11 protein-coding genes and 1 pseudogene are annotated in these 18,149 nt (G+C 60.8%); 9 read left to right on the forward strand and 3 right to left on the reverse strand.

Annotation, left to right across the window (positions count from 1 at the left end; translation table 11 throughout):
* The first annotated feature begins 94 nt into the window (after positions 1–94).
* Positions 95–736, forward strand: coding sequence for a DNA endonuclease SmrA (gene smrA, locus AC5WNJ_RS08160; protein ID WP_495930984.1), 642 nt, complete (start codon positions 95–97; stop codon positions 734–736).
* Positions 737–861: 125 nt separating this feature from the next.
* On the opposite strand, the gene AC5WNJ_RS08165 is transcribed toward smrA, so the two are convergent.
* Positions 862–1,419, reverse strand: coding sequence for a hypothetical protein (locus tag AC5WNJ_RS08165; RefSeq protein ID WP_253063695.1), 558 nt, complete (start codon positions 1,417–1,419; stop codon positions 862–864).
* Between the two features lie 266 nt (positions 1,420–1,685).
* On the opposite strand from AC5WNJ_RS08165, the gene AC5WNJ_RS08170 reads away from it, so the two are divergent.
* The 3 genes from AC5WNJ_RS08170 to AC5WNJ_RS08180 all read left to right on the forward strand — a co-directional run bounded on the left by AC5WNJ_RS08170 (position 1,686) and on the right by AC5WNJ_RS08180 (position 8,191).
* Positions 1,686–3,713: a BCCT family transporter gene (locus AC5WNJ_RS08170; protein WP_495930985.1), complete on the forward strand. Its 2,028-nt coding sequence runs from the start codon at positions 1,686–1,688 to the stop codon at positions 3,711–3,713.
* 493 nt (positions 3,714–4,206) lie between these two features.
* On the forward strand, positions 4,207–5,940 hold the full coding sequence (locus AC5WNJ_RS08175) for a BCCT family transporter (protein ID WP_495930986.1): 1,734 nt from the start codon (positions 4,207–4,209) through the stop codon (positions 5,938–5,940).
* 586 nt (positions 5,941–6,526) lie between these two features.
* Positions 6,527–8,191: an AMP-binding protein gene (locus AC5WNJ_RS08180; RefSeq protein WP_253063701.1), complete on the forward strand. Its 1,665-nt coding sequence runs from the start codon at positions 6,527–6,529 to the stop codon at positions 8,189–8,191.
* Positions 8,192–8,344: 153 nt separating this feature from the next.
* Here the strand turns inward: AC5WNJ_RS08180 and AC5WNJ_RS08185 are convergent, their stop codons facing one another.
* Positions 8,345–9,601 carry a dicarboxylate/amino acid:cation symporter gene (locus AC5WNJ_RS08185; protein ID WP_495930987.1) on the reverse strand — a complete coding sequence of 419 codons (1,257 nt, stop codon included), beginning with the start codon at positions 9,599–9,601 and terminating at the stop codon, positions 8,345–8,347.
* A gap of 558 nt (positions 9,602–10,159) precedes the next feature.
* On the opposite strand from AC5WNJ_RS08185, the gene AC5WNJ_RS08190 reads away from it, so the two are divergent.
* From AC5WNJ_RS08190 to AC5WNJ_RS08210, 5 genes and pseudogenes are all read left to right on the forward strand, one after another.
* Positions 10,160–11,491 (forward strand): thiamine pyrophosphate-dependent dehydrogenase E1 component subunit alpha, encoded by a 1,332-nt coding sequence (locus tag AC5WNJ_RS08190; protein WP_495931033.1) that lies wholly within the window; start codon positions 10,160–10,162, stop codon positions 11,489–11,491.
* Between the two features lie 149 nt (positions 11,492–11,640).
* Complete coding sequence (locus tag AC5WNJ_RS08195; protein WP_495930988.1) at positions 11,641–12,609, forward strand: alpha-ketoacid dehydrogenase subunit beta; 969 nt, start codon at positions 11,641–11,643, stop codon at positions 12,607–12,609.
* Positions 12,610–12,630: 21 nt separating this feature from the next.
* Positions 12,631–12,789 (forward strand): annotated as a pseudogene (locus AC5WNJ_RS08200) (biotin/lipoyl-containing protein); the annotation flags it as partial.
* Positions 12,790–13,101: 312 nt separating this feature from the next.
* Complete coding sequence (locus tag AC5WNJ_RS08205; RefSeq protein WP_495931034.1) at positions 13,102–14,463, forward strand: 2-oxo acid dehydrogenase subunit E2; 1,362 nt, start codon at positions 13,102–13,104, stop codon at positions 14,461–14,463.
* Between the two features lie 40 nt (positions 14,464–14,503).
* Positions 14,504–16,393, forward strand: coding sequence for a protein kinase domain-containing protein (locus AC5WNJ_RS08210; RefSeq protein ID WP_495930989.1), 1,890 nt, complete (start codon positions 14,504–14,506; stop codon positions 16,391–16,393).
* An 87-nt stretch (positions 16,394–16,480) separates the two neighbouring features.
* Here AC5WNJ_RS08210 and AC5WNJ_RS08215 read toward each other — a convergent pair whose 3' ends face one another.
* Complete coding sequence (locus AC5WNJ_RS08215; RefSeq protein WP_495931035.1) at positions 16,481–17,890, reverse strand: aspartate ammonia-lyase; 1,410 nt, start codon at positions 17,888–17,890, stop codon at positions 16,481–16,483.
* Between the last annotated feature and the right edge of the window lie 259 nt (positions 17,891–18,149).

The following is an 18,149-nucleotide window of genomic DNA, read 5'->3' on the forward strand; positions in this document are numbered from 1 at the left end:
CCGAGGCATGCTCTGTCTCGGGGCGTCGTCGTTTGTCGACCTTGACTGCGCGCTCCACGTAATTGACACGTCCTGGTGAAGACTGGAGGGTGCCATGTCACGTTTTTCCCCTGCAATGATGTCGGCGGCGCATGCCCGTGAGTTGAGCAGTGCCGAGGCGGATGATCTGTTCAGTCGTGAGATGCAAGACGTTGCTCCTCTGACGCGCGGCAAGGACCGCGCCGATGTCACCACGGCCCGCAAGGGCCCCAGCGAGGCTCAGCTGGCACGGCGTGAAGACGCACAGAAGACCCTGGGCAATGAACTGGACGGGTTGTCCGACAGCTACGTGGAGCATCTCTCGCCGCATGACCCGGTCGAGTTTCGCCGCGATGGCATCCAGACCGGTGTGCTGGAGCGCTTGCGCCAGGGCGGCTACCCACCTGAGGCGCAGCTCAATCTGATGCGTCGTCCGCTCATCGAGTGTCGCCGTGAGGTGCATCGCTTCATCCAGGACGCCTGGCGCAGCGAGTTGCGTTGCCTTCTGGTGATTCATGGCAAGGGGCGTGACAGCGAATCGCATGCCGCCTTGATTCGTGCCTACCTGGTGCACTGGCTGGAGCAGATGCCCGAGGTGCAGGCCTGGAGCAGTGCCACGCCGCGCCATGGTGGGCTGGGGGCGACGCTGGTGATGTTGCGCAAATCCCGCGCGGCGCGTGACAACAACCGCGAACGGCACCAGAAGCGGCGCGGCTGATCGCCACGAGCAGGAAATCCCGCAAGCAGGCGAATCCGTAACAAGCAGACAGACACAAGAAAGCCCCGCCAGGCCGCGATCATCGCGAACTGGCGGGGCTTTTTCATGCTCATGGCTCAAGCAGACTATTGCACGCTGTAACCGCGACCAGTGAAGCAGGCACTCAGAGCGCGTCGATAGGTGTCTGCGTTGCTGGCGGTCACGGGCGGCGCCGCGGAATTAGCTTCGGCGCCACTCTGCTGATTGGCCCAGCGATGGCACTCATAGCGGTCACGCGCTTGCTGGTCTTCGCTCTGGCCCTTGGTGGGGTAGGCGATGACATCAACCGCCGCGGCCGTGAGTGTCGCCTGAGCGGGGGCCTGGACCGGCAGATACTGCTGCTGGCTCTCTTCCCACAGGTAATAGGTGCCTGCCGCCAGGAAATACAGCGTAGCGCCCACCCAGACACCACGCGCCCCTGCGGGCAGGCCATGACCGTGCCCCGGGCCACCCGGTGCCCAGCGAATCAGCCGACCGGGCTTACCATGCCCGATCACGATGTCGGGGCCTATGTAGCCCGGACCATCGAAACGCCCATGCCCTGGTCCGGCCATAGCAGATGTGGCCGGCAGGGCACTCAACAGGGCGAGAGCCAGCGCGAGATAGCGTAGGGGGGCCTTGCCGGAATGACGATTGCGACTCATGCGTTTACTCCTGTACGAACAGCATGGCAATTGAGTGTGCTGATGGTGTTGGAGGCCAGCGTGCAAGCATCAAGAAAACAAATGGCATTGTGCACCAGAGCGTGGCGAGAAGTTGGACGGTAGTTGGACAAGACATTGGCTGCTTAGTTATTAGATGATATTATTTCCAAACGATCTGATTATTTTTTTTCATTATAGTGTCGTGTGCCAGCAAGGCGTCGACACCGGTCATGACTGCCTTGCAGTACACTCACAAGGAAATCCTCATGCGCAATACTCCTGCAGCGGGCGGTGGCGAATCCGCCAGTGACGCGCCGCGCTCCGGCCTGTTTGCCAAGGTCAACCCACCGGTCTTCTTCGGTGCCAATGCCATCGTATTGATGCTGGTCATCTTCACGGCGGCCTTTTCCGGTACCGCTATGTCGATATTCGAAGCGGTTCAGAGCTGGATCACCAACACGGCAAGCTGGTTCTACATCCTGTGTGTCGCCATCGTGCTGATTTCGGTGGTGTATGTCGGCTTCTCACGCCATGGCGAGATTCGCCTGGGGCCGGACCACTCATTGCCGGACTACAGCAACGTCACCTGGTTCGCGATGCTGTTCTCGGCGGGCATGGGCATCGGGTTGATGTTCTTCGGTGTCGCCGAGCCGGTGATGCACTTCCTAAATCCGCCGACGGGCACTCCCGAAGAAGTCGAGACCGCGCGCGAAGCGATGAAGCTGACCTTCTTCCACTGGGGGCTGCATGCCTGGTCGATCTACGCCATCGTCGCCTTGATCCTGGCCTACTTCAGCTATCGTCATGATCTGCCCCTGACGCTGCGCAGTGCGCTGTACCCGCTGATCGGCAAGCGTATCTACGGCCCGATCGGCCATGCGGTGGACATCTTCGCCATCGTCGGCACCGTCTGTGGTGTCGCGACCACGCTGGGCTACGGTGTGGCACAGGTCAATGCCGGGCTCTCGCACCTGACCGGCATGCCGAACAACGACTGGACCCAGGTTGCGATCATCGTCGTGATCACCGGTCTTGCCACCGTGTCGGTGGTGACAGGCCTGGACAAGGGCATCCGCATCCTGTCCGAGATTAACCTCGGACTCGCCGTGGTGCTGTTGCTGTTCGTGCTGCTGCTCGGCCCGACGGCCTTCCTGCTCAAGGCATTCGTGCAGAACAGCGGTTTCTACATGGCGGATATCGTCGGCAAGACCTTCGAGCTCTACGCCTACGAACCCAACGATTGGATCGGTGGCTGGACGCTGCTCTACTGGGGCTGGTGGATGTCCTGGTCGCCGTTCGTCGGCATGTTCATCGCGCGTGTCTCGCGTGGTCGTACCATCCGTGAATTCGTGATCGGCGTGTTGTTCGTGCCGGCCGGTTTCACCCTGCTGTGGATGACCATCTTCGGCAACACCGCCATCTCGATGATTCTGGAGCAGAACGTCACGGCGCTGGTCGACACCGTCAACGACAACTATTCGCTGGCCCTGTTCACCTTCCTCGAGCAGCTGCCGCTGTCGTCCATCACCTCGGTGATCGCGCTGGTGATGGTGATCGTGTTCTTCGTCACCTCGGCGGATTCCGGCTCGATGGTCGTTGACATGCTGGCCTCCGGCGGTCGTGAAGACACTCCGACTTGGCAGCGTATCTACTGGGCCTTCGCGGTAGGTCTTCTGGCCATCGTGCTGATGCTGGCCGGTGGACTGGGTGCGCTTCAGACCGCCACCATCGCCACGGCCTTGCCGTTCGGCATGATTCTGCTGGCGGCGATCTTCGGTCTACTCCGACAGCTCAATCTCGAGTCCGTCAAGCGCCGTTCTCTGTCGGTGAACACTGCCGCCGCGACACCGATGGGCGAGAAGGGCAACTGGCGCAAGCGTGCCCAGCACCTGATGAGCTTCCCGACGCGCGCCATGGTTCGTGGATTCCTGCGCGGCACCGTCGCGGAAGGCATGCAGGAGCTGGCCGAAGAGCTGCGCAGCCAGGGGCTGGAAGTCGACGTCACCACCAGCCGTGATCGCGTCTACTTCAATGCGCGCCACGGTGAGGAAGATGACTTCATCTACGGCGTGCGCATTCGCTCTCACCTGCGCCCGGATCTCAATCTGGATCAGGAAGACGAGGGGGATGAAGAGGATTACTGTCGTGCCGAAGTCTTCCTCAAGGAAGGCGGTCAGTCCTATGACCTGATGGGCTACAGCAAGGACCAGGTCATCAATGATCTGCTCGAGCAGTACGAGCGTCATATGCACTACCTGCACCAGTTACGTCTGAGCCAGTCGGTCGGTCAATGATCCGGGCGGGCAGTCAGTGACGCTTCTCGCGTCGCCATGACGCAAGAGCCCCTTGTGGAGAGATCCGCCGGGGGCTTTTGTCTGTCTGGATGAGGTTCCCTGAACGAGGTTCCCTGAAAGAACTGGCCTGGATAGTGCATGTGTCGAAAGGTGCCTTGACCTGAGGCTTCGTTTTCCCAGTTCAGGTATTAGCTCTGCTTATCCAGCCGACGTCGAGATCTTATTTGTCTCGCAAGCAGGGGGCCTCTAGCATGGATTCTTCCCACAAAGTCGCATATCGGCTGGGGCCAGATGACATGCCGCGGTGTTGTCTCCTGCCAGGATTCTCGCCCATGACTGACCGAAGGTGAACGCGATCTGCCCGCAATATCTCCATGACGGCTGAGGTTCCCTGAGCCCCAGCATCCGCAGTCATGAACAACGATACCGCTGTCATCAACGACGATAGCGGCATCATGAAAATGATAATAAATACCCGTCACGAGGTAGAAACATGCTGAAAGGAAAGGAACTGGATGCACTCATCGAGCAGCGAGGTGTCCTGAAGGGACTCAACTCGACGCTAGGTATCACCGCGATCACCATGACCGTGTTCTTCATTCTCTATGCGATTCTGTTGGGCAAGACGGCCAGCGAGCAGTTTCTGGGCATCAAGTCCTGGATAGAGAGCACCCTGGGCTGGTACTACGTGCTGGTGATGTTCTCGACCTTCATGGTCTGTCTTTACGTGATGTGTTCGCGTGTCGGCAAGATTCGGCTGGGGCGTGACGATGAGCGTCCCGAGTTCAGCAATTTTGCCTGGTTCTCGATGCTGTTCGGCTGCGGGACCGGCGCAGGCATGCTGTTCTTCTCGATGTCCGAGCCCATGATCCATTTCGCGAGTGATTGGAGCGGCGGCAATCCGTTTTTGAGTGCTGACGTCAAGGCGGCGGTCGCTGCCTTCTTCGAAGCCAAGCAGGCCGCCCTGGCGAGTGGTCTCATGCCGGGGGACGAAGGCTTCCCGGTGCCTGACAGCCGCGTCGCGGAAGCGGCGGCCGGTGGCATCAAGCTCACCGTTTTCCACTGGGGCACAATCGCCTGGGCCATGTATGCCATCGTCGGGCTGTCACTGGCCTATTTCGCCTTCCGCAAGGGCCTGCCGCTCTCGATGCGCTCGGCTCTCTATCCGCTGATCGGCAACCGGATCTACGGGCCCATCGGACACACCGTCGATATCCTGACCGTGTTCGGCACCATTTTCGGCATCGCCACCACGCTCGGTCTGGGCGTCGAGCAGATCGGCTCCGGCCTGATGTCACTGAGTCTCATCGAAGAGAAGTCGCGCATGGTGACCGTGGTCTCCATCGTGTTGATCAGCGTCATTGCCACCCTCTCGGCGACCAGTGGTGTCGCACGGGGCATCAAGTTGCTTTCCACCTTCAATACCTGGGTATGCCTCGCCATCCTCGCCTACTTCCTGCTGGTGAGCGACGCCAACTATCTGATCGCGAGCTCGATCACCGCACTGGGCGATTACCTCACCGACGCCGTCTCGATGACATTGTGGACGGCACGCACGCCGGATGAGCGAGTGTGGCAGGGCGGCTGGACCATTTTCTACTGGGGCTGGTGGATCGCCTGGGCCGGCTTCGTCGGCATGTTCATTGCCCGCATCTCGCGTGGCCGGACCATCCGTGAATTCATTCTCGGGGTGATGGTCATTCCCTCCATCGTGGCGCTGGTCTGGTTCGGGGTCATCGGCTCGGCGGGCATCTACCAGTCCCTGTACGGGGCCGATATGGGCATCTACACGGCTGCGGTCACCAACTGGGATTATGCCGGCACCCTCTATCACTCGTTCGAGGTGCTCACACCCGGCATCGCTGCAACCGTGGCCAAGGTGGCGGCGCTGATCGTGGTGATCATCTTCTTTGTCACGTCTGCGGATTCCGGCACCCTGGTGCTGGGACGTCTGCTGGCCTTCGGTCGTCGCCCTCCGGTTCAACAACGCATCATCTGGGGCATGATGCTGGGCGCCGTGACCTTGATCCTGCTGCTGCTGGGGGGCGATCAGGCGCTCAAGTCCCTGCAGGCTGCCTCGATCGCCGGCGCCTTGCCGTTCACCTTCGTGCTGATCGCCATGATGATCGGGTTGTTGAAATCGCTGCGCGAGGACGGCGAATCGCTGATCGAGAACGAGGAGCACATCCGCAAGATGATCGAGAACGAGGTTCGCGACCTATCGTGAGTTGCCATGTTCCTGACTACGCACCAGACGCATGCGCCTGACGTAGGCGTTCGGTGTGAAAGACATGAGGCCTCTGCCCCCTGGGCAGGGGCCTCGGTGTTTCTCGCTTTCAGGTCAGGGCCGTTTACCTCCTGGGCTCAGGGCTGTTTCCCTGCTCCAGAGCAGGTCTGCGCATGTCACCAAGGTCGCAAGGCAATATCAAACGTACGTATGTTCCAATGCTGACAGGTCCATCGATTCCGCCAACGGCGCGCAGCATCGGTTTGCGGCTATGCTGTCGACAGTGAGGGCCCCACAGACTGACACTCACCTGACGGAGCCCCAGCAGCGCCTCACCACGTATCTCATCACGACGTCTTACGATCTAGTCTCATGACGACGTCTACAACAACAAGGTAGCGGGGGCAGTGACGCCGAGCGCCCCACGTACTGATCAAGGAGCAACGCCATGCATGATCCCCTAGCGGCTCGACCCGATGAGTCAGGCAAGCCCACTCCCGATTCCACTCTCGACTCCACGACAGACCCCTCCCACGTGGCAGATGTTTCGCCCGACGCTTCGAGAGCACAGCCAGCGGCAGGCGACATGAGCGGCATGTCGTGCCTGCGGTCTTCCCAGGAGGTGGATTTCAGCGGCTACGACTCCCTGATGGACATGCTGGAGAAGGCCTGCTCGGCGCATGGCGAGCGCCCTGCCTTTACTTGCATGGACCGCACCATGACCTTTGCGGAGCTGGATGCCACCAGTCGTCAGCTGGCGGACTGGTTCCAGCATGAGACCGACCTCCAGCCGGGCGATCGGGTCGCCATCCAGTTGCCCAATACGTTGATGTTTCCGGTGGTGGCCTTCGCCGTGCTGCGTGCAGGCCTGGTGCTGGTAAATACCAATCCGCTGTATACCGAACGTGAGATGGAGCATCAATTCAATGATTCCGGCGCGCGGGCGTTGGTAGTACTGGCCAACATGGCGGACAAGGTCGAACGCGTGCGGGGGCGCACTGGCCTTGAGTACGTGCTGGTCTGTGAATTGGGCGACATGCACCCGGCCTTCAAGCGACTGCTGATCAATACCGTGGTCAAGCACGTCAAGAAACTGGTGCCGAGTTACCACCTGCCTGACGCCATTGCGCTACGCACGGCCATCTCGCAGGGCAAGGCCGAGCGCTGGGAACGGCCGACACTGGCACTCGATGATATCGCTGTGCTGCAGTACACCGGCGGCACCACCGGGGTCGCCAAGGGCGCGATGCTGACTCACCGCAACCTGCTCGCCAACATGCTGCAAGGCAAGATGGCCCTGACGCAGGGCTTGAACCCCGGCCACGAAACGCTGGTGGCGCCGCTGCCGCTCTATCACATCTACGCCTTCACCATTCATCTGGCCTGCATGCTCAGTGAAGGTAATCACACCCTGTTGATTCCCAATCCGCGCGATATCCCGGGCTTCGTCAAGACGCTGCAAAAGCACGACTTCACGATGTTCGTCGGCCTCAACACGTTGTTCGTGGCGCTGTGCAACAACCCCGGCTTCCAGGCACTGGATTTCTCGAAGCTCAAGATCACCACCTCAGGGGGCGTGGCGCTGACGCGCAAGGCGGCAGAAGAGTGGAAGCGGGTCACCGGCAGCGATATCTCCGAGGGCTACGGCATGACCGAGACCTCGCCGATCGTGTCGTTCAACCCGCTGGATGCCATTCAGCTCGGCACCATCGGTCGGCCGATGCCCTCCACCGAGGTGCGCCTGTATGACGATGAGGGTGCACTGGTCGCGATGGGGGAGCCGGGCGAGCTGTGCGTGAAGGGGCCGCAGGTGATGAAGGGGTATTGGCAGCGTGAGCAGGCAACCAAGGACAGCTTCACTACCGATGGCTTCCTGCGCACCGGGGATATCGCAGTCTTCCAGGACGATGGTTATATGCGCATCGTCGATCGCAAGAAGGACATGATCATCGTTTCCGGCTTCAACGTGTATCCCAATGAGGTCGAGGACGTCATCGTGCGTCACCCGGATGTGCTCGAGGCGGCCGCCGTCTCGGTGGTGGATGAGCGCAGTGGTGAAGCGATCAAGCTATATGTCGTGCTCAAGGACGGTGCAGAGCTCGAGGCGGATGCGCTGCGTGACTGGTCGCGCAAGGAGCTGGCCAGCTACAAGGTGCCACGTCAGGTGGTCTTCATCGATGAGCTGCCCAAGACCAACGTTGGCAAGGTGCTCAGGCGTGAACTGCGCGATTCGCCGCCGGAATCTGCCTGACCTTGCCGTTGATATCTCCCTGTTGGTGACAGCCTGAAATACGGAGTCTGAACACTGCTTTTGAAACACGAACGCCCCGCTCATTGAGCGGGGCGTTCGTGTTTACGATGCATGTTTCAAGGCCTGGCGCGGTTGAGAGCGCCTGAGCCTGCTTCAGGCGTCTTTCTTGTGCTGGAGCGCGTTGTAGATCTCGAGGTCCAGCTCGTTCTCGGACTTGCCAACCAGGGTGGTGACCATCAGGTCGCCCGCGACATTCACGGTAGTACGTGCCATGTCGAGGATACGGTCGATGCCGGCGATCACCGCGATGGCTTCCAGCGGCAGGCCTACCTGGCTCAATACGATGGAAAGCATGATCAGCCCGGCACCGGGAACGCCCGCCGTGCCGATGGAGGCCAGCGTACCGGTCAGCACGATCATGCCGTAATCCATCATCGACAGCTCGATGCCGGTCATCTGGGCGATGAACAGTGCCACCACGCCCTGATAGATGGCGGTGCCATCCATGTTGATGGTCGCGCCGACCGGCAGCACGAAGCCGGAGACACCTTCCGAGACGCCGAGATTCTTCTGGGCGCAGCGGATGGAGATCGGCAGGGTGCCGGAGCTTGAAGCCGAGGAGAAGGCCACGACCAGTGCATCGACGATACCGCGCAGATAGCGCACCGGGTTCAGCTTGCCCAGCGTCGCCAGCAGGCCGGAGTAGACCACCAACACGTGCACGATGCTCGCCAGATAGGCCACGCCGATCACCTTGGCCAGCGGCAGCAGCACGTCCAGTCCATAGTTGCCGGAGACATGTGCCATCAGGCCGAAGACGCCGAACGGTGCAAAGGCCATCACGAACTCGGTCAGCTTGTACATCACCTCGGCGAAGCTGTCGAAGACGCGCACGACCGGCTCACCCTTGTCGCCGATCATGATCAGCGAGATGCCGATCCCGATGGCGAAGACGATGATCTGCATGATGTTGCCGTTGGCCAGCGCATCGATGGGGTTGCTTGGCACCAGGTTGACCAGGATTTGCACCAGCGAGGGCGCCTCCTTGGCTTCCATCGCCTTGTCGAAGTCGAACGTGAAACCGTTGCCCGGCTGGAAGATGCTGGAGGCCAGCATGCCGATGGCGATCGCGAAGGCGGTCGTCAGCAGGTAGAGGGCGATGGTCTTGCCGCCGATGCGGCCCATCTTCTGCGGGTCACGCATCGAGGTGATACCGACCACCAGGGTGCTGAAGACCAACGGTACGATCAGCATCTTGATCGCATTGATGAAGATATCGCCCAGCGGCTTGAACATGCTGGCGCTTTCTCCCATCAGGGCGCCAGCGAGTATCCCCAGGGCGAGGCCGCCCAGGATCTTCTGCCACAACGGCAAACGGCGCCACAGGTTAGGGCGGGAGGAATCACTCATGGAACTGTCCTTAGGTGTCTAGCGATGATCATCGCTGATGATGCTCAGGGCGCGCCCGAGTCTGTCGTCTCGATGCCTTGTCACGATTGCGCACTGCATTAAGCACTTTTTTGGTGCGGGAAGATTAACAGTCAGCCTTCACTCACCCTCTGCACCTTTAGTCGCAAAAAAGCGTTCTTACGCGCGAATTCAGCTTTCTATGCCGAACGCGCATGAGCCCATGCCGCAAAAGGTTCCACCAAAGAAGTAGTTGTCAGGCAGGCACATCGTCTGCCTTTGCGATACCTTGACGTTAACGTTAACTGATAGGCCGCCAGAGCGACTTTCCACTAGTCTGATGGTAGGCACTGTCGCCATCGTCGAATCGACAGCTTCCGGTTCGACATTCCTGAAGGTACGTCATTGCCTGCCCGGCCTCACGAGGGCTGGGTAATCCCTCAAACGCCTGATCGGTAAGAGAGGACGCTGAGCATGTCCGATACAACAACACGCGGACCCGTCTCCCCGGGGAGCGCGCCGCCCGATGGCTTACAGCCAGAGCTGAATGACCTGACCGCCATGCCGACGGCAGACCAGATCGCGCCGCAGGGGCCGACGGTGCTGCATCATCTGGCCTTCATGACCGGCGATGAACTCTGCATCCCGATCTTCAAGCGCCTGCGTCAGGACGGCACCCTTTATCCCGTCGATGAGTCGCAGGTACAGGGAGAGCCGTCACAGGACGCTTCACCTATCGAACGTGATCCGATCGAGCGCGACCCGATCGAGCGCGACACGGCGCTCAAGATCTACCGCACGATGCTGTTCACCCGGGTGCTGGATGAGCGCATGCTGGCTGCCCAGCGCCAGGGGCGCTTGAGCTTCTACATGCAATGCACCGGCGAGGAAGCCACGGTGATCGGCAGTGCGGCGGCGCTTCAGGAAGATGACATGATCATGGCGCAATACCGTGAGCAGGGTGCGCTTGCCTGGCGTGGCTTCAGCTGTGACGAATTCATGAACCAGATGTTCGGCAACGAGCGCGACTACGGCAAGGGCCGTCAGATGCCGATCCACTATGGGTCGCGTGACTTGCACTACATGACCATCTCTTCACCGCTGGCTACCCAGATCCCCCAGGCCACCGGCTATGCCTACGGTCAGAAGCTGGCGGGCAAGGGGCAGTGCACCATCACCATCTTCGGTGAAGGGGCCGCCTCCGAGGGCGATTTTCATGCCGCCCTCAACATGGCCTCCGTGCATCGGGTGCCGTGCATCTTCCTGTGTCGCAACAATGGCTATGCCATTTCCACCCCGTCATGCGAGCAATTCGCCGCTGATGGCATCGCGCCCCGCGCCTTCGGCTATCACATGCAGAGCATCCGGGTGGATGGCAATGATGTGATCGCCGTCTACGAAGCCACCCTGGCGGCGCGCAAGATCGCGGTCGAGACCCATCAGCCGGTATTGATCGAGGCGATGACCTACCGTCTGGCGGCGCACTCCTCTTCGGATGATCCCTCCGGGTATCGCAGCAAGAAGGAGGAGGCCATCTGGCGCGACAAGGACCCCATTCTGCGCATGCGCAACTGGCTGGAGGCACAAGGCTGGTGGAGCGAAGAGGAGGAAAAGGCCACTGGTGATCAACTGCGTCGCGAAGTGCTTGAGTCCATGAAGCGCGCCGAGAAACTGGCGCCACCGGCGTTGGACACGCTGATCAGTGATGTCTACGACACGCCGACGCCGTTGCTCACACAGCAGCTCGAAGACGTGAAACAACATATTCGCAAGTACCCGCACGCCTACCCCAAGGGCGCCGCCAGCATGGGATTCACTTCGCAGGAGCTGGAAGACAGCCGCAAGGTGTATCAGGAACGCCATCAGCGTGTGGATGGAGGCCAGACATCATGAGCGAGCAGATGAGTGAACAGCCGTTGGAGAAAACGCCAGTGACAGATTCAGCTACAAGCGACTCAGCTGCGGCGGGTTCAGCGGCGAAAGAAGCGTCTGCCGCGCCTGGCAGCAAGGATGCAGTAGCCTCGGCCTCGGGCAAGAAACAGATGAACATGCTGCAGGCGATCAACAATGCGTTGGATATTGCCATGGCCGCCAATCCCCGTGTGGTGTTGTTCGGGGAGGATGTCGGGGTATTCGGTGGCGTCTTCCGGGCTACCAGCCACCTGCAGGACAAATACGGTCGAGAGCGCTGCTTCAATACGCCACTCACCGAGCAGGGCATCATCGGGTTTGCCAACGGGCTGGCGGCGCAGGGCTCGACACCGGTGGCCGAGATCCAGTTCGCCGACTACATCTTCCCCGCCTTTGACCAGATCGTGAACGAGGCGGCCAAGTTCCGCTACCGCTCCGGTGATCTGTTCGATGTCGGCGGCCTGACGATTCGCACGCCCTATGGTGGCGGCATCGCAGGTGGGCTCTATCACTCCCAGTCGCCCGAGGCGTATTTCGCGCATACCCCGGGCCTCAAGATCGTGATTCCACGCAACCCCCACCAGGCCAAGGGCCTTCTGCTGGCAGCGATTCGTGATCCCAATCCGGTGCTGTTCATGGAGCCCAAGCGGCTCTATCGCGCCTCGGTGGGCGAGGTGCCAGAAGCCGATTACGAACTGCCCCTGGGCGTGGCCGATGTCATTCGTGAAGGCCGCGATATCACGCTGCTCGGCTGGGGCGCTCAGATGGAAGTCATCGAGAAGGCCGCTGCGCTTGCCGAGCAGGATGGCATCGACTGCGAGATCATCGACCTGCGCAGCATTCTGCCCTGGGATATCGAGACGGTGTGTGACTCGGTGCTCAAGACCGGTCGTCTGGTGGTCAGTCATGAAGCCCCGCTGACGGGAGGCTTTGCCAGCGAGATCGCCGCCACCGTGCAGGAGCGTTGTTTCCTGTATCTCGAGGCACCGATCCGGCGCGTCACTGGCCTTGATACGCCGTTCCCGCTGGTGCTCGAGAAGGAGCATCTGCCGGACGAGCTCAAGATCTACGAGGCCATCAAGCAAAGCTTGAATTACTGATGACAGGGAGTGATGCGCGCCATGAATGATTTCATCCTGCCCGATATCGGCGAAGGCATTGTCGAGTGCGAGCTGGTCAAGTGGTTGATCAAGGAAGGCGACGTGATCGAGGAAGATCAGCCGGTGGCCGAGGTCATGACAGACAAGGCGTTGGTGGAAATCCCCGCGCCCCACGCCGGTACCGTGGTCAAGCTTTACTGTCAGGAAGGCGAGATTGCGCGTGTCCATGCGCCGCTCTTTGCGGTGGATGACGGCGTTGGCAGTGATAGTGATAGCGAGAAGACCGGACACGGCGAGCGCGAGGATGATCACGCCGGCGATGTCATGACGGTTGCAGCACCTGCTCGCTCGACGGCACCGACTCAGTCAGCCGCCAGCCAGGCGGCCAGCAGTCAGTCGGATGTCGCTGCGTCAGCGTCTGCCAAACCAGCCAGCAATGGGGCAGCTAGCCCACAGACAGCCGCGGCCCTTGAACGACGTTCGCGTGATTTCATCCTGCCGGATATCGGTGAAGGCATCGTCGAATGTGAGGTGGTCACCTGGCACGTCGCGGAAGGCGACACGGTGGAAGAAGACCAGACGATCGTGGATGTGATGACCGACAAGGCGCTGGTCGAGATCACCGCCTCGGAGCCCGGACGTATCGTGCGCTTCCATTATGCCCAGGGCGAGAATGCTCGAGTGCATACGCCGCTCTATGCCTATGTGCCTGATGAAGAGGCAGAGGCTGAAAGCGCTGAGAGCACTGAGAGCACTGAGAGTGACGTCACCGCGCCTGAGCGCAAGCAGGCTCAGCCAGAGTATCTGACGGAACACCGCCGGGAGGGCGACGACAAGAGCGACCAAAAGAGTGGGCAAGACGGTAGTCATGGGGAGAGCCGGCCTCGCATACCCGCGACCCCTGCCGTGCGCCGCCTGTTGCGCGAGCATCAGCTCGAACTCCAGGCCATTGCTGGCTCGGGGCGTAACGGCCGGGTGCTGAAGGAAGATGTGCTGGCTTATCTCAAGCAATCCGAGGCTCGCGAGACTGACCTCGTGCCTGATGATGCTCACAAGGTCGGCGAGGCTGTCGAGACCGGCAAGGCAGCTGCCGAAGCGTGTGCTGTGGCCAGTGACGTGGTCAGTCACGAGGAGAGGTCGTCACGCCTTGAGTCGAAAGCGGTACCGCTCAAGGGAGTTGCGGCCGTTATGGCTCGGCGCATGGTACAGGCCAGCACGCAGATCCCGCATTTCCATTATGGCGATGAGCTCGATATCACCGACCTGCTGGCGTTGCGGGCTCGCCTCAAGGTACGCGCCGAGCAGCAGGGCATTCGCCTGACCCTGATGCCGTTCATCATGAAGGCCATGGCGCTGGCGGTCATCGAGGAGCCGATTCTCAATGCGCGCCTCAGTGAGGATGAAAGCGAGATTCTCTACCAGGGCACCTGCAACATCGGCATGGCGGTGGACAGCGCCAGCGGACTGATGGTCCCGAACGTGAAGAGCGTCGAACGCCTGAGCATTCTCGAGATCGCGCGTGAGGTCGGGCGGCTGACCGAGGCTGCGCGCAGCGGGCGCGTTGCCCAGGCGGACCTCAAGGGCGGCACCTTGTCGATCTCCAATATCGGTGCGCTGGGCGGCACCTATGCCGCGCCGATCATCAACCAGCCCGAGGTCGCCATCGTCGCGCTGGGGCGCACTCAGCGTCTGCCGCGCTTCGATGACGAGGGCAATGTCTGTGCGCGTGACATCATGACCATCACCTGGGCGGGAGATCATCGCATCATCGATGGCGGAACCATCGCGCGCTTCAGCAATCTGTGGAAACATTATCTGGAGCACCCTGACGAAATGTTGCTGTCGCTGTCATGAGGCGCTGTCTGATCCAGGGGCCGGCTAGAGAGCATCCTGCATGAGTGATGCGCGCGCCCACGAGCGCCTGCAACAGTTCTATATCCCGGAAGAGCAGTCGATCTACCTGCTCTCGCATCATGATGCCAAGAAGCTCAAGGATTGGGTGGCGCTGTGCATCTCCCAGCTCCAAGGGCTTGGCTACCGGGATATCCATCTGATCGGAAAGGGCGCCTACGGCTTCGTATTCGCGGGCTGGCGCCTTGGCGAAGACCGGCGCACGCGTGAAGAGCACGTCTTCAAGTTCACGCGGGTGACTCTGCCCCAGGCACTGCAGGACCGTCTGGAGGAAGAGGCCTACATGCTCGACCAGGTCGCCCACCCGCTGATTCCGCGTCTGATCAGCTATCAGCGGGTACGGCGGCAGTCGATTCTGGTCATGCAGCGTGCACCGGGCATCAATCTCGAGGAATATTCGCTGCGTCATGGGCGCATGGCGCCGCGTCTGGTGGTCAAGATCGCCAGTCAGCTGGCCGATATTCTCAAGTCGTTGCGCGGATCAACGACGGGAGCGAATACACCACCCATCGTGCATGGCGACATCAAACCGTCGAATCTGGTCTTCGATGTCGAGCAGGAACAGGTGGCATTGATCGACTGGGGCAGTTCGGTGTTCGCTCAGCTCGATGAACATCAGCAGTTCATTACCACCAACGTGATGCAGCTGATGTCGGATAACCTGCAACAGACCAATGCGCGTCTGGGCGATGTCTATTTCATCGGTGAGGAGCAGCTCAATGGAGCGCTGTCCTCGCCGCGCTTTGATGAGCAGGGTGTGGCCGCCACTCTTTACGCCTTGGCTTCTGGGCAATCGTGTCGCTTCGGCGTGCGCGCCATCCCGGCGGTGTCGCTGGGGTTGCCGCGGGAATTCGCGCGTCTGCTTGACGGCATGCTGGCGGATGACCCGCAGCTGCGTATGCAGGCCGGCGACTATTTCCTGCGCGAAATGGGCAGGATCGCACGGCTGGTGATGCCGGAATTGCCTCTCGAGCCGCCACAGTCTCTGCTGCCGGTCTGGGTGAGGCCGGCAACGCGGGAGATCGATACGGTTGTCTATACCTCGCGCAAATCCTTCCTGCGTGAGGCCTTCGAGACGCACGAGTCCGGTGAACACGCTGGCAACGCGCTGGACGCCGTCAATGATGTCCAGCTGGATCGTTACTACAAGAACTTCATGCAAGGCATGGGAGGCACCGAAAAAGCCTTCCTGGCCGCGGTCAGTCGTCTGGGCAAATACCCGATCGTCGGCGGTCTGGCGATTCGCTGGGAGCCACAGGGCATCTTCGTGGATACTGCGCTGCACCTACATGACCCTGCCTTGAAGGCCGCCTTCGTCGTGGCGATCAACAACATGGTCGCTCTGGCGCGTGCCATCTATCGCCGGGGCGTGTTCAAGGCGTGTCTGTTCAATGCTCGCGATACCCTGCATCTGGAGCGGGAAGACCCGGAGGCCGCCTTCGTCTTCGCGCCGACGGCAGACGGGGAGGCCAGACCTCGTTTGAGCTATGAGGTCAGCGCGGTGCCGGAGCTTGAAGATGACTCGCGTGTGCACTCCTACTTCGAGGACGGACCGGACCCTGAGGAACTGCTGGTGCTGCCCGAGGAGATATTGAAGGCACTGGAGTCACTCAATGCCATCCATCACACCGGCATGTTGATCTTCGAAGCCCTGCCACACCACCTCAAGATTCACAGTTATTACCGACTGCTGGATCCCTCGCGCGAGCAGGAATTCGCGCGTCTGCTGGCGGAGATTCTCGATGCGGTGCCGCTGATCTCCGGGCTGGGAATTTCCGGCTTCATGAAGATGCCCTACAAGAACACCAAGCATTTCGATCATATCGAGGCGCAACCCGAGCGCTTCTATCCACGGGATCCGCGTGCGGTGTAAACCCAAACAAAAACCCGCCTAAGCAATTGCTTGGGCGGGTTTCATCATTGACATGCTATCGAGTTGCTTTCAGGTTCCCAGGACCACTCAGTCCTTCATCTGGCGTGGGCGCGTCATGGCCTGCGGAGACAGCAGTGCCTCCAGGCGAGCTTCATCCAGCAGGCCTTCCTCGCGCACCAGTTCCAGCACGCTGCGCCCGCTGGTCAGGGCTTCCTTGGCGATACGAGTGGCATTGTCATAGCCGATATACGGGTTGAGTGCGGTGATCAGGCCAATGGAGTTATTGACCAGCTCGGCACAGCGATCGCGGTTGGCGGTGATGCCGATCACACAGCGATTCTTGAGCATGGTCATGGCGCGGCTCAGCTGGCGGATGGAGTCGAGCAGCTTGTAGGCGATTAGCGGCTCCATCACGTTGAGCTGCAGCTGGCCGGCTTCCGCCGCCATGGTCAGCGCGGTGTCGTTGCCGATGACATCGAAGGCGACCTGATTGACGGCTTCCGGAATCACCGGGTTGACCTTGCCCGGCATGATCGAGCTGCCCGGCTGCTGAGGCGGCAGGTTGATCTCGTTGAAGCCGGTGCGTGGGCCTGAAGACAGCAGGCGCAGATCGTTGCAGATCTTGGACAGCTTGACCGCCAAGCGTTTGAGCATACCGTGGAATAGCACGAAGGCGCCCATGTCGCTGGTCGCTTCGACCAGGTCCGACGCCGGACGAAAGTCGATGCCGGAACGACGCGCCAGAGCCTCGATCGCCAGTGCGCTGTAGCGCGGGTCGGCATTGATGCCGGTGCCGATCGCGGTCCCGCCCAGATTGACCTCCTTGAGCAATTCATTGAGGTTGGCGATGCGATCGACGTCTTCACGCAGGGTGTTGGCGAAGGCGCGGAATTCCTGGCCCAGCGTCATCGGCACCGCATCCTGAAGCTGGGTGCGACCCATCTTGACCACGTCATCGAATTCCAGCGCCTTGCTGGCGAAGGCATTGGCCAGTTCGCTCAGCGCATCCACCAGCACCGAGTGGCTGCGCAGCAGGCCGACACGGATGGCGGTCGGGTAGGCGTCGTTGGTGGACTGCGCCATGTTGACGTGGTTGTTGGGGTGCAGCTGCTGGTAATCACCTTTCTCATAGCCGAGGAATTCCAGGCCCAGATTGGCGATCACTTCGTTGGCATTCATGTTGGTTGAGGTGCCGGCGCCGCCCTGGATCATGTCGACCACGAACTGATCGTGATGATCGCCATTCATCAGACGCGCACAGGCGTGCTGGATGGCATCGTGTTCGCGTGTCTCGAGATAGCCCAGCGCATGGTTGGCTTCGGCGGCGGCGGCCTTGACCAGCGCGAGCCCTTCGACAAGACGCGGAAAGTGTGACAGCGGCACCCCGGAGAGGTGGAAGTTGTTGAGCGCGCGCTGGGTCTGCACACCGTAGTAGGCATCAGCCGGCACCGGCTCGCGCCCGAGGAGATCCTTTTCAAGTCGGAAGCCGTTGGCCAGTGCCTCACGCTCGGCATGGCTCAAGTCGGCCGGTGTGGAAGCTGCCGGGGTGGCATTGGCGGCGATGGGGGTTTCCGAGAGATGGTTCACTTGGGCGGAACTCCTGGCTGAAGTACACTGTGGCGCTTGAATGGCGGCTAGGTGGACAAGGGTAACCAGCGCAGCCCCTCGGCGGCCAATGCCATTCAACGCTGCCGTATACGTCAAATGCATAAGACGAAGGTGGTGGTGCGCCGCGACGCACCATTCTCCATGACAA

This window comes from Cobetia sp. PDI-23MA (genome assembly GCF_059507735.1).